The sequence below is a fragment of the Mesorhizobium sp. M6A.T.Ce.TU.002.03.1.1 genome (genome assembly GCF_003997275.1).
GTDB lineage: Bacteria > Pseudomonadota > Alphaproteobacteria > Rhizobiales > Rhizobiaceae > Mesorhizobium > Mesorhizobium mediterraneum.
Map to the genome: position 1 here is coordinate 1 of NZ_RZTI01000157.1, position 12273 is coordinate 12273.

11 protein-coding genes are annotated in these 12273 nt (G+C 64.6%); 5 read left to right on the forward strand and 6 right to left on the reverse strand.

Going from position 1 to position 12273, the window contains the following annotated elements:
- Positions 1–164: 164 nt before the first annotated feature.
- Positions 165–992, reverse strand: a complete 828-nt coding sequence (locus EOC93_RS29385) for an ABC transporter ATP-binding protein (RefSeq protein ID WP_127206358.1) — start codon at positions 990–992, stop codon at positions 165–167.
- A 274-nt stretch (positions 993–1266) separates the two neighbouring features.
- Between EOC93_RS29385 and EOC93_RS29390 the strand changes: the two genes are divergently transcribed.
- Positions 1267–2211 (forward strand): MurR/RpiR family transcriptional regulator, encoded by a 945-nt coding sequence (locus tag EOC93_RS29390; RefSeq protein ID WP_127206359.1) that lies wholly within the window; start codon positions 1267–1269, stop codon positions 2209–2211.
- Between the two features lie 198 nt (positions 2212–2409).
- A complete protein-coding gene (locus EOC93_RS29400; protein WP_127206360.1) occupies positions 2410–4197 on the forward strand; it encodes an NAD(P)/FAD-dependent oxidoreductase in 1788 nt (595 codons plus the stop codon).
- Between the two features lie 147 nt (positions 4198–4344).
- Here the strand turns inward: EOC93_RS29400 and EOC93_RS29405 are convergent, their stop codons facing one another.
- Positions 4345–5574 carry an amidohydrolase/deacetylase family metallohydrolase gene (locus EOC93_RS29405; RefSeq protein WP_127206361.1) on the reverse strand — a complete coding sequence of 410 codons (1230 nt, stop codon included), beginning with the start codon at positions 5572–5574 and terminating at the stop codon, positions 4345–4347.
- Between the two features lie 21 nt (positions 5575–5595).
- On the reverse strand, positions 5596–5961 hold the full coding sequence (locus EOC93_RS29410; RefSeq protein ID WP_127206362.1) for a RidA family protein: 366 nt from the start codon (positions 5959–5961) through the stop codon (positions 5596–5598).
- Between the two features lie 254 nt (positions 5962–6215).
- Here EOC93_RS29410 and EOC93_RS29415 point away from each other — a divergent pair, with 254 nt between their 5' ends.
- Positions 6216–6974 carry an SDR family oxidoreductase gene (locus EOC93_RS29415; protein WP_127206363.1) on the forward strand — a complete coding sequence of 253 codons (759 nt, stop codon included), beginning with the start codon at positions 6216–6218 and terminating at the stop codon, positions 6972–6974.
- 73 nt (positions 6975–7047) lie between these two features.
- Positions 7048–7533: a hypothetical protein gene (locus EOC93_RS29420; protein ID WP_127206364.1), complete on the forward strand. Its 486-nt coding sequence runs from the start codon at positions 7048–7050 to the stop codon at positions 7531–7533.
- A 228-nt stretch (positions 7534–7761) separates the two neighbouring features.
- Here EOC93_RS29420 and EOC93_RS29430 read toward each other — a convergent pair whose 3' ends face one another.
- The gene (locus EOC93_RS29430) at positions 7762–8190 is read right to left on the reverse strand and encodes an Lrp/AsnC family transcriptional regulator (RefSeq protein ID WP_127206365.1); all 429 of its coding nucleotides are present in this window, start codon (positions 8188–8190) and stop codon (positions 7762–7764) included.
- 203 nt (positions 8191–8393) lie between these two features.
- Between EOC93_RS29430 and EOC93_RS29435 the strand changes: the two genes are divergently transcribed.
- Positions 8394–9497: a saccharopine dehydrogenase family protein gene (locus EOC93_RS29435; protein WP_127206366.1), complete on the forward strand. Its 1104-nt coding sequence runs from the start codon at positions 8394–8396 to the stop codon at positions 9495–9497.
- Between the two features lie 337 nt (positions 9498–9834).
- Here EOC93_RS29435 and lpdA read toward each other — a convergent pair whose 3' ends face one another.
- Together lpdA and EOC93_RS29455 are read right to left on the reverse strand one after the other, a co-directional pair.
- The gene (gene lpdA / locus EOC93_RS29445) at positions 9835–11232 is read right to left on the reverse strand and encodes a dihydrolipoyl dehydrogenase (protein ID WP_127206367.1); all 1398 of its coding nucleotides are present in this window, start codon (positions 11230–11232) and stop codon (positions 9835–9837) included.
- Positions 11233–11478: 246 nt separating this feature from the next.
- The coding region (locus EOC93_RS29455; RefSeq protein WP_164759321.1) for a dihydrolipoamide acetyltransferase family protein at positions 11479–12273 on the reverse strand (795 nt) is incomplete at its 5' end.

Genomic DNA, 12273 nt, shown 5'->3' on the forward strand with positions numbered 1-12273 from the left:
CTCGATGCCGCCGATGATGATCACCGCAACGGCGATGATGGCCGCGACCTCGGCGCCCGACCTGATGCCGGGGCCGCTGGCGAAGGCCGAAAGATTGGTCAGGCTGACGTCGTGCCCGTCACCCGCCTTGGTCTTGGAAAATTCCGGGATAGTGTCGCCTCCGCTCACGGCCTGATCCTCACAATTTCGGCGGTGCCGCGCTCCCGCGCCTTCGGCCGCACGCGTTCGCCGACAATGTCCATCTTGATCGTGTTGGTGAGATCGAAGACTTCCTTCGTCGCCATGATCTCCAGCGAGCGTGGGCGCGGGAATGGCACACGATATTCCTTGGCGACGCGGCCCGGCCGCGCGCTCAGCACCACCACCCTGTCGGAGAGGAAGATCGCTTCCTCGATGCTGTGGGTGATGAAGACGATGGTGGTTTTGGTATCGAGCCAGATCTCCTCGACGAGACGGTTCATCTCCTCGCGCGTGAAACTGTCGAGCGCGCCGAAGGGCTCATCCATGAGCAGGACGGAGGGCTTCAGCGCCAGCGCCCGCACGATCGCCGCGCGCTGCTGCATGCCGCCCGAAAGCTCGCGCGGAAACTTGCCGCCGAAGCCGTCTAGCCCGACGCGATTGACGAGATGGGCAATCCAGGCGCGATCCGGTTTCTCGCCCTTGATCTCGAAGGGAAAATGGATGTTGGCGTCGAGATTGCGCCAGGGCAGCAGGTTCGCCTCCTGGAAGACGATGCCGATATCCGGATGCGGGCCGGTGATCTCTCTGCCGTCGAGCCGGATGGTCCCGCTGGACAGGCGATGCAGCCCGGACATCGACCACAAAAGGGTGGTCTTGCCGCAGCCGGAGGGGCCAACGATCGAGACGATCTCATTGGCGTGAACGTCGAGGCTGCAACGGTCCAGCGCCAAGAGGTCGCCGGAAGCCGTATGATAGATCTTGGTCGCGTCCTGCACGCCAAGCTTCGGGGTTTTTGCACTGCCCGCGTTCATGCGCCCCTCGGAGATTGCGCGATGATCCAGTGGGTCATACGGCCGCAGAAATCAGTCTGTAACTATCCTACTTTACTGTCAAGCGGCGACCGTCGCTATCGCTGGCAAGATCGCTAGGGCCAGCCATATCTGTTTGTTTAAATTACATTTTCTATTTCTTGAAAAGCTTGTTGCTTTCCTACATACTTCGGAAACACGTCGCGTGAAGCGGAGCAGGCAAGCGGTGCGCAAACATGGTAGAGGTCGAGTTCCACGAACGTCAGGGGAATGACTCATGACCGAAGCTGAAGGCCATGCACGACTGACTTCGGATGGCGAGCCGGATACACGCGACCATGTCAGGCGCATCCCCGACATCATCTCGCTGGTCAAGGACTCTTACGGTGAGCTGCGCCCGGCGGAGCGCCGCGTCGCCGACGTCGTGCTCGACGACGTCAGGTTCGCGGTCGACGCTTCCAATGCCGTGCTCGCCCAGCGCGCCGGGGTGAGCGAACCGACCGTGACCCGGTTCTGCCGCGCCATCGGCTGTGAAGGTGTGCGCGATTTCAAGCTGAAGCTGGCGCAGAGCCTCGTCGTCGGCGCGCTCTATCTGAGCAAGCCGCCGCCCACCAGCAGCGACAATGGCATGCCGTTCTGGAATGCCGTGTTCGGCGAGGCGCGCCGGGCGCTCCAGGAAGCCGAACGGCAGCTCGATCCGGCGCAGCTGGTGAAGGCGGCCGAGCTCATCGCCAAGGCGCGCCAGGTCACCGTGTTCGGCCTCGGCGGCAGCTCCTCGGCACTGGCGCAGGAAACCCAGTACCGGCTGTTTCGCTACGGCATCACCGTCAACGCCCAATGCGACCCGTATCTGATGCGGATGACCGCCTCGACCTTGAAGCCCAGCGATCTGGTGATCGCCATCTCGGCGACGGGACGCACGCGCGAAGTGATCGAGGCCGTCGAGCTCGCCAAGCACTACCGCGCCAACGCGATCGGCGTGACCGCGCCCGACACCGACCTTGCGCGCGCCTGTGATGTCAGGCTGACGGTGGCGGTGCCCGAATATCCCGACACGCTGAAGCCGACGGCCTCGCGGTTCGCCTTCCTGGCCGCGATCGACCTGATGGCGGTGGCGGCCGCCTACAAGCTCGACGGCTCGGCCCGCGAAACGGTCCGCCGCATCAAGTACAACGCCCAGATCCACAGGACGGGCAAGGAGATGGAACCGCTCGGGGACTGAAGGCCCTTTTTCCTTCTCCCCTTGTGGGAGAAGGTGGATTGGCGCGCAGCGCCAAGACGGAAGAGGGGTGCTGGACGGAGTGAGACGTTGGTGTTCCTCTGGAACACCCCTCATCCGTCGCCTTCGGCGACACCTTCTCCCACAAGGGGAGAAGGGAAGACCGGGCAGCGCCGACTTGAAAAGGTAGAAGGACAACAGATGCTCGACATGGCACCATCGAAACAGGCGGCCACCTGGCTTTCCTCCCTCGCCCGCGCGCTCGAGGCGGGCGACGCCGAGGCCGCGACCAATCTGTTCGCCGAGGACTGCTACTGGCGCGACCTGCTGACCTTCACCTGGAACATCAAGACGATGGAAGGCCACGCGACGATCCGCGACATGCTGGATGCCACGCTCGCGACGGCACAGCCGACTGCCTGGCAGCTCAGTGGCGAAGCAAGCGCGGACGAAGGCATCGTCGAGGCCTGGTTCACCTTCGAGACGTCATCGGCGTGGGGCCAGGGCATCCTGCGCCTGCAGGACGGCCGGTGCCGGACACTGTTCACGGCGATGACCGACCTCAAGGGCTTTGAGGAGCGCAAGGGGCCGGCGCGGCCTCTGGGTGTTCGCCACAAGGCCGATCCGGACCGCGAGACCTGGTCGGAGGCGAGAGCGCGCGAGACGCGTGAACTCGGCGCCGGCCAGCAGCCTTATTGCCTGGTCATCGGCGGCGGCCAGGGCGGCATCATGTTGGGCGCGCGGCTGCGGCAGCTCGGCGTGCCGGCCATCATCATCGAGAAAAACGCTCAAGCCGGTGATTCCTGGCGCAATCGCTATCGCTCGCTCGTGCTGCACGACCCGGTCTGGTACGACCATCTGCCCTACATCCCGTTTCCGGAAAACTGGCCGGTGTTCACGCCCAAGGACAAGATGGGCGACTGGCTGGAAATGTACACGCGCGTCATGGAGCTCAATTACTGGACCTCCACGAGATGCGTCAGCGCCAGCTATGACGAGGCAAAAAAAATCTGGACGGTCGAGGTCGATCGCGGCGGCGAGCGCATCACGCTGAAGCCGAGGCATATCGTCTTTGCGACCGGCGCCTATGGTCCGCCGAGGCGGATCGATCTGCCCGGCGCCGAGGCGTTCCAGGGCGAGATCCTGCACTCCAGCCAGTATTCCAGCGGCGAGAAATTCCGCGGCAGACGCGTCGCGGTCATCGGCGCGGCAAGTTCGGGGCACGACGTCAGCGTCGACCTCTGGGAGAGCGGCGCTGAGGTGACGATGATCCAGCGCTCGGCGACGACGGTGGTCAAGTCCGACACGCTGATGGAAGTCGGCTTCGAGATCTTTTCGGAAAAAGCGCTGGCGCGCGGCATCACCACCGAGAAGGCCGACATGATCGTCGCCTCGACGCCGTTCGCGCTGCTGCCGCAAAGCCAGCGCGCGCTCTACGACATCATCAAGGCCCGCGACGCTGCCTTCTACGACCGCTTGCGCGGCGCCGGCTTCGCCATCGATTTCGGCGACGACGAGACCGGCCTTATGATGAAGGCCTACCGCACCGGCTCGGGCTACTACATCGATGTTGGCGCTTCGGATCTGATCATCAACGGCGAGATCGGCGTTCGCAGCGGCGTCGGAATCAAGTCGCTGACGCCGACAGGGATACTCTTCGACGACGGCACCGAGCTTGCGGCCGACGTGGTCATCTCCTGCACCGGCTATCAGTCGATGAACGAGACGGTGGCGGCGATCGTCTCGCGTGAGGTCGCCGACAAGGTCGGCCCGTGCTGGGGGATTGGCTCGGGCGTGAGAGGCGACCCCGGACCATGGCAAGGCGAATTGCGCAACATGTGGAAGCCGACCGCGCAGGAGGCGCTATGGTTCCACGGCGGCAATCTGGCGCTGTCGCGTTTTTACTCGAAATTCGTGGCGCTGCAGATCAAGGCGAGGATGGAAGGGGTTGCGACCCCGGTTTATGGAGCGCCGGGGGTGAAGCCGTAATCTCCCTCCTTGAGGGGGAGATGGCCGGCAGGCCAGAGGGGGTCGCCGCGCGTCGAGCGCCAACTTCCATCCGTTGCAGGAAGGCGAGCCCGGTCGAACCGACCCCCTCTGTCGCCTTCGGCGACATCTCCCCCTCGAGGGGGGAGATCACCCACGCCCGAAATGCCTAGCCACGACATCGACATGCGTCTCATGCGCATGCGCTTCGAAGCGCTCGGTATCGCCGAGATCGCCTGCCGCCTCGTTCGGCCACCAGGTGCCGCCGATCACGACACCGTCCGAGATCAGCCTTTGCTCGGCGACCAGCGAGGCGCCGACCGCATCGACAAAGGTGAAACTGCCCGGGCGCAGCCGCAGCACCGCGATATCGCCGACCGCGCCGACCGTAAGCGCGCCAAGATCGGTCCGCCCGATCGCCTCGGCCGGCCGCTGTGTCGCCGCGCGCAGCACCTCGACAAGCGGCATGCCGAGCGCCAGCAGTTTCGACATGCACACCAGGATGTCGAAGGCCGGCCCGTCGACGCAGTAGAGATGCACGTCGCTGCTGATCACGTCAGGCGCCAGCCCCTCGCTGAGCATCGCCTTGGCAACCTCGAAATCGAACGAGCCCATGCCGTGGCCGATGTCGAAGATGACGCCGCGCTCGCGCGCCAGCCGCATGTCGGGCCGCACCGCGCCGGAGGCGAAGATCGGCGCGTTGGGAAACGGCCGGAAGCAGTGGGTGAGAATGTCGCCCCTGCGCAGCCGCGGCAGCACTTCCGAGCGGCCCGGCGGCGGCTCGTCGATATGCGCCATCAGCGGCAGGCCGACCTGGTCGGCGGCCTCGAGCGCCAGATCGACCGGAGCAATGCCGCTGGTGCCGCCGGCATGGCGGCCCGAGCGGACTTTGACGCCGACAACCACGTCTGCGTGCTCGCGCACCGCTGCCACCGTCTCGCGCGGTTCGCAGAGCCTGAGGTCGCTGCATTCCCCAACCGAAACGGTCTGCGAGAAGCCGAAAATGCCGGCAAAGGAAATGTTGACATAGGCCAGGATGCGGACTTTCGAGCGCTCGATGACGTGACGGCGAAAGCCGAGGAAGTTGCCGGCGCCGGCACTTCCCGCGTCGATGAAGGTGGTGGTGCCGCTCTTGGCGGCGAGGCGGTCGGCATCGACGCCGAGCGAGGTGCCGCCCCAATAGACGTGGCTGTGCAGGTCGATGAGGCCTGGCGCGACGATGGAGCCCGTGGCATCGATGACGCGCGCGGCACGGTCGAAGGGAATGTCGGCATCGATCGCGGCGATGCGGCCATCGGCAATGGCCAGATCACGTTGCGCGTCGAGGCCGGAGGCCGGATCGATGAGGCGGCCGCCCTTCAGGAGGAGATCAAATTGCATCGGCGTCCGCCTCCGTTCCGCCTAGACCGGCCTGTAGGCGACGGCCTCGACCTCGATCTTGATGTCGATCATCAGCCGCGATTCGACGGTGGTGCGCGCTGGCGGATCCTTTGGAAAATGCCTGGCATAGACGGCATTGAAGGCGCCGAAATCGCTGGCATTCTCGAGCCAGACCGTCGTCTTGACCACGTCGTCCATGGTGCAGCCGGCCAGCGCCAGCGCTGCCTTGACGTTCGCAAACACCTGCTCGGTCTGCTCGGCTATGCCGCCCTTGACCACCATGCCGTCGCTGCCCGCTGGCACCTGGCCCGAGACATAGACCATGTCGCCGGCCCGGACCGCCGGCGACAGCGGCACATGGGATGTTCCAAAACACTGTTTGGGCACGGAAAAGTCTCCTGTTCAAACATTGGCGGCAATCGCCGCAGAGTCCGCGCGGGCTCTTTCGCTGCGCCGGTTTGCCCGTTTCCCGCCGGAAGGTCTACGCCTGTCCGAGCGATTCTCATACAGGCTGTGTTGGAAAGCAACATTTTTTGGAATTCATGTTGCTTTATTACAAGAGCACCAGCATCCTGCTCGATCAGCGATTGCGTCGAAGCGTCCGGCAGGCGAGGATTGCGGAGGGAAAAACGAGGAGCCGCATGATCGATTTTGGTGGCCGCAGCGTGGTCGTGACAGGTGCCGCCGGCGGCGTCGGCAGCGCGCTGGTCGCCGCCCTGTCCGCCTGCGGGGCTAGGGTGATCGCCTGCGATCGCGAGGGCACCGACCTGACCGGCGCGGGGATAGAAGAGACGCATCATTTCGACCTGCTCGATGACGACGCCGTCGCGGCATTTGCCAAGCGCATTGGCGAAGGCGCTGCACCGGCGGCGGTCATCTCCAACGCCGGCTGGACGCGGGCGGAAACGCTCGCCGATGTCTCGACGGCAGCCCTCGATCACGAAATGGATCTGAATTTTCGCAGCGCCGCACTGCTGTCGCAGGCACTGCTTCCCGTCATGCGCAACCAGCCGCTGGGTGCCGCCTTCGTGTTCATCTCCTCGGTCAACGCGCAGGCCCATTTCGGCAATCCCGCCTACGCCGCCGCCAAGGCAGCGCTCAACGCCTGGATGCGCGCCATCGCCACCGAGGAAGGCCGCAACGGCATCCGCGCCAACGCCGTCATTCCCGGCTCGATCCGGACCGGGGCCTGGGAGCATCGCCTTGCGCATAAGCCGGAAATCCTCGCCGCCGTCGGCAAGCTCTATCCGCTGGGAAGGCTGGTCGAGCCGGTCGAGGTCGCCCGCGCCGCGGTGTTCCTGGCGTCGCCCTTTGCCAGCGGCATCACCGGCACGACCCTAAATGTCGATGCCGGCCTGATGGCAAGCAATCTGCCGTTTCTGGACCAGATCGGCGACTGATCGGATCAAGTCGAGCCTTCAATTGACCGAAACATCGCAACACCCAAAACATCGCAACATAGGGGGAGCAGAAGTGACCTTCGACAAGAACCCGTTTCCGCCCGGCGACGCCGACCGCCATGCGCTCTGGGAGATGCTGGTGCGCCGCGACATCGACGCCTTCCTCGGCCAGGACTGGACGATGGTCGAGGATGATTTCGTCGCCTCGAGCTTCTTCGGCATGCACGCCCATTTCCTCAGCGATGCGGATGCCTGGCGGCTGCAATTCCCGACGCTTCGCAGCTACCGCGACGAGTGGCTGCGCCAAGCCAGGGAAACCGCGGCGACCAAATTCGCCGAGCCGCTGCGCGAGGCGCTGTTCCGCATCACCAACATGCGCGACATCGATGTCGACGGCGACCGCGCCGTGCTGCACAAGAAGTTCAACGGCTCGGTCGCCAAGACGGACGGCAGCACCGAGAGACTGAAATGGCAAACCCTGTATTTTTGCGCCAAAGTCGAGGGTCGCTGGAAAATATCGGGCTTCGTCGGCTACATGCCGCACCCGCTCGGCAGCTAGAGGCCGGCCAACTCGAAGGCCAGCGATCCTTCGCGCCCCCCTCTGTCCTGCCGGACATCTCCCCCACATAGGGGGAGATCGGCCATCATCTTGGCTTTCGCCAATCGCCAACGTTGCAGAAGTGAGCTGGGCGCTGAAGCTGCCAATCTCCCCCCTCGTGGGGGAGATGCCCGGCAGGGCAGAGGGGGGGCGCGAAGGATCGCTACAGAACGGCTTTAGTTCTGCCGTTCAGCGGTCGATCCGCGTCGACAGGATGATCGAGGACGACGTCCGCTCGACCCCGTCCATCGCGCCGATCTGGTCGAGAAGCGTGTCGAGATCCTTGATCGACGGCGCGTCGACGATGACGATCATGTCGAAATTGCCGCTTACAGAATGCAGTGTCCGCACCGGTGGCAGCGCCTGCAGGCTGCGCACCACCTTGTCGGCAAGCTTGGGCGTGACGGTGAGTAGGACATGCGCCCGCACCAGTCCCTGTTCGTAATCGGGTGAAAGCCTGACGCCATAGCCGATGATGATGCCGCGCTGCTCCAGCCGCTCGATCCGGCTTTGCACGGTTGTCCGCGACACGCCGAGCCGCCGCGCCAACTCGGCCGTCGAGGCGCGCGCATTCGCCCGCAGCAGGGAGAGCAGGGCCTGTTCGGCGTTGCTAAGCACTTTCGACGAACCTCATCGGCATATTAATCAAGGAGCCACTTCGTTTCGAACAATTCCACGCTTCCTTTCGACAGGCAAGCTGCGATTCTATCGTCTTGAGCAATTCAATGCATGTCGCCCAAAAGTGCGCAGCGGTTTTGGGACAGCGACATGCATAGACAAAGGCCTGAAGCGCGTCGCGCTTCAGGGGCGAGGGAACTGTCATGAAGAAAATCATCGTTGTCGGCGCGGGTAAGATCGGCTCGACCATTGCCGAGATGCTGGCGTCCACCGGCGATTATCACGTCACTCTCGTCGACCGCTCGGCCGCACAGCTCGGCGCGGCCGAACTGCCTGAAACGGTCGAGACGCTCGAGCTCGACATCGAAGCCGCCGGCACGCTTGAAGCGGCCTTGGCCGGCAAGTTCGCGGTGCTCAGCGCAGCGCCCTTCCATCTGACCACGCGCATCGCCGAGGCGGCAGCCAGCGCCGGCGTCCATTATCTCGACCTGACCGAGGACGTCGTCGCGACCCGACGCGTCAAGGAGCTGGCGCGCTCGGCCAACAGCGCTTTCATCCCGCAATGCGGGCTGGCGCCGGGCTTCATCTCGATTGTCGCCAATGATCTCGCCAGCCGCTTCGACACGCTGGAAAGTGTGCGCATGCGGGTCGGCGCGCTGCCGCAATACCCCTCGAATGCGCTGAACTACAATCTGACCTGGAGCACGGACGGCGTCATCAATGAATATTGCGAGCCTTGCGAGGCGATCGTCGAAGGCGAGTTGATCGAGGTGCCGCCGCTGGAGGAGCGCGAGGAATTCTCGCTCGACGGCGTCACCTACGAGGCGTTCAACACGTCGGGTGGGCTCGGCACGCTGGCCGAGACGCTGAAGGGCAAGGTGCGCACACTGAACTATCGCACTATCCGCTATCCCGGCCACGCCGCGATCATGAAGGCGCTGCTCAACGACCTCGGCCTGCGCCACCGCCGCGACGTGCTGAAGGACATCTTTGAGAGCGCCCTGCCGGCGACGCTGCAGGATGTGGTCATCGTCTTCGTCACCGTCAGCGGCCGCAAGAACGGCCGCCTGCTGCAGGAGACCTACGCCAACAAGATCTACGCCAAGCGCGTCGGCGAAATAGTGCGCAGCGCCATCCAGATCACCACGGCCTCCGCCATCTGCGCCGTGCTCGACATGCTGGCCGACGGCACCTTGCCGGCGAAGGGCTTCATCAAGCAGGAGGACATCGCGCTCGACGCCTTCCTCGCCAACCGTTTTGGGCACGCTTATGCGCAGCACGAGATGGTTAGCCGGCTGGCGGGGTGAGGTGCCGCCTGTTTGGAGAAGGATGGGAGCCGGAAGGAATAAGTTCGCGCCATTCCTCTCCCCCGTCGACCGGGGGAGAGGTGTCGAGCGAAGCTCGACGGAGTGGGGGTCGACCTGGCTCGGGCGCCGTTATTTCAGATCGGGGCGATGCCTCGCCCTAATTGAGCCCATGTGGTGAGTTGTCAGCGGCGGCGCATTTGAGGACCGGCTTCCCCCACTCCGTCGCTGCTTCGCAGCGCCACCTCTCCCCCCTCCGGAGGGAGAGGAAAGGCGCCTGGCGACGTAGGTTCGCGCCGTTCCTCCCCCTTGTGTCCAGCAAGAGGGAGGGTGAAGCACCTCAAATATGCAGCGCATGCCCCATCGCCTTCAGCGCCGCTTCTTGAAAACCCTCGCCTTGTGTCGGATGGGCGTGGATAGTGCCGGCGATGTCCTCCAGCCGCGCGCCCATTTCCAGCGCTAGGCCGAAGGCCGCCGACAGCTCCGACGCGCCCTGGCCGACCGCCTGGATGCCGAGCACAAGATGGTTGTCCGCCCGGGCAACGACCCGGACGAATCCCTCCTCACCCATCTTCGTCATGGCGCGGCCATTGGCGGCGAAGGGAAACAGCCCGACCTTGATCTCGCCGCCGAGGGCCTTTGCCTCGTCCGGCGACAGGCCTGCGGTGACCAGCTCCGGATCGGTGAAGCAGATGGCGGGAATGCAGCGCTTGTCCCAGCTGCGCTTGTGGCCGGCGACGATCTCGGCGACCATTTCGCCTTGCGCCATCGCCCGATGCGCCAGCATCGGCTCGCCAGTGACGTCGCCAATGGCAAAGATACCGCGCATCGAGGTGCGGCACTGGTCGTCGATGCGGATGAATTTCCCCGCCATGTCGAGGTCGATCTGGTCCAGCCCCCAGTCTTCGATCACCGGCTTGCGCCCGACGGTGACCAGGATCCTGTCGGCAGCGATCTTGGCATTCTTGCCGTCCTTCGTCTCGACCAGCAGCGCATCGCCCTTAGTCGACAGCCCCTTGGCCTTGGCGCCCACCAGCACCTCGATACCGAGCTCGGTGAGCCGCTTCACGACCGGCCGCGTCAGCTCTGCATCATACAGCGCCAGCACGCGCGGCAAAGCCTCGACCACGGTCACCCTGGCGCCCATCTTGGCGAAGGCAATGCCGAGCTCGAGCCCGATATAGCCGCCACCGACGACGGCAAGCCTTTCCGGCACTTCGCTCAGCCCAAGCGCTTCGGTCGACGAGATCACCGGCCCACCAAACGGCAGCGACGGCAGCTCGACCGGCGCCGAGCCTGTCGCGATCACCACCGTCTCGGCGCGGACCACCTGCATCCCGGTCTCGGTCTGGACCTCGACGGTCTTGCCGTCGCGGAATTTCGCCCAGCCGTGCACGGTCTTGACCCCGGCCTTCTTGAGCAGGCTGGCAACGCCACTATTCAGTCGGCTAACAATACCGTCCTTCCAGGCGATGGTGGCTTCGAGATCAATGGATGGTGCTGCGATTGAAATGCCGAGCGGGCTCTTGCCGCCGGCCATGTGGGAGATCTTCTCGAACTCCTCGGCCGCATGGATCAGCGCCTTGGACGGAATGCAGCCGACATTGAGACAAGTGCCGCCCGGTTTGCCGAACTCGACGATCACCGTGTCGATGCCGAGCTGGCCGGCGCGGATGGCGCAGACATAGCCGCCAGGCCCGGCACCGATGACGAGCAGCTTGCAGGAGATTTCTTTCATCATGGCACCTTGGTTCGTCGAGCCGGCGGGACAGCGCCCCCCTCTGCCCTGCCGGGCATCTCCCCCTCAAGGGGGGAGATTGGCAGCTTTGGCGCTCCGCTTAGTCTTGTAACGCTGGAGATTGTCGAAAGTCGGGATGAGAGCCGATCTCCCCCCTTGAGGGGGAGATGTCCGGCAGGACAGAGGGGGGGGCGAAGGATCGCTACCGCTCTCATTCTGCGCCACTGCGATCCTCTGTTCATGGCCCTACTCCACGAAAATCAGCGCCGGGGTCTCCAGCAGCGTCTTGATCCGTTGAATAAACACCGCGGCGTCCCAGCCGTCGATCACTCGGTGGTCGAAGCTGGAGGACAGGTTCATCATCTTGCGCGGGATGAACTGAGTGCCATCCCACACCGGTCGCACCATCATCTTGTTGACGCCGATGATCGCCACTTCCGGGTGATTGATCACCGGCGTCGTCGCGACGCCGCCCATGGCGCCAAGCGAGGTGATGGTGATGGTCGAGCCCGACAGCTCGTCGCGGCTCGCCGTGCCGGATTTTGCCGCCTCGGCCAGCCTGACAACCTCGGCGGCGCAATCCCAGATGTCGCGCGCCTCGGCGTGCTTGACCACCGGCACCACCAGCCCCGAAGGCGTCTGCGCGGCGATGCCGATATGGACGCCGCCATGCTGGTGGATGATGCCGGCCTCGTCGTCGAACAGCGCGTTGAGGTTGGGCTGGTCGGCAATCGCCCTGACCATCGCCCGCATCAGGAACGGCAGCAGCGTCAGCTTCGGCCGTTCCGCGCCGCCGCGCTTCTCCTTGTTGAGCGCGGCGCGCAGATCCTCGAGCGCGGTGACGTCGATCTCCTCGACATAGGTGATGTGCGGGATGCGCGACTTGGCCAGCGCCATTTTCTCGGCGATCTTGCGCCTGAGCCCGATGATCTTGATGTCCTCGACCGCCTCGTTGCGGGCGAGGCCGGAGACTTTCGCGAGCTGCGGTCCACGCGCCAGAAACGCCTCGATGTCCTCATGCTGGATGCGGCCGGCCGGGCA

Coding starts and splice junctions, on each gene's coding strand:
- EOC93_RS29435 (WP_127206366.1), top strand. CDS start 8,394: ATGAAGAAAATCATCGTTGTCGGCGCGGGTAAGATCGGCTCGACCATT.
- EOC93_RS29400 (WP_127206360.1), top strand. CDS start 2,410: ATGCTCGACATGGCACCATCGAAACAGGCGGCCACCTGGCTTTCCTCC.
- EOC93_RS29405 (WP_127206361.1), bottom strand. CDS start 5,574: ATGCAATTTGATCTCCTCCTGAAGGGCGGCCGCCTCATCGATCCGGCC.
- EOC93_RS29385 (WP_127206358.1), bottom strand. CDS start 992: ATGAACGCGGGCAGTGCAAAAACCCCGAAGCTTGGCGTGCAGGACGCG.
- EOC93_RS29415 (WP_127206363.1), top strand. CDS start 6,216: ATGATCGATTTTGGTGGCCGCAGCGTGGTCGTGACAGGTGCCGCCGGC.
- EOC93_RS29390 (WP_127206359.1), top strand. CDS start 1,267: ATGACCGAAGCTGAAGGCCATGCACGACTGACTTCGGATGGCGAGCCG.
- lpdA (WP_127206367.1), bottom strand. CDS start 11,232: ATGAAAGAAATCTCCTGCAAGCTGCTCGTCATCGGTGCCGGGCCTGGC.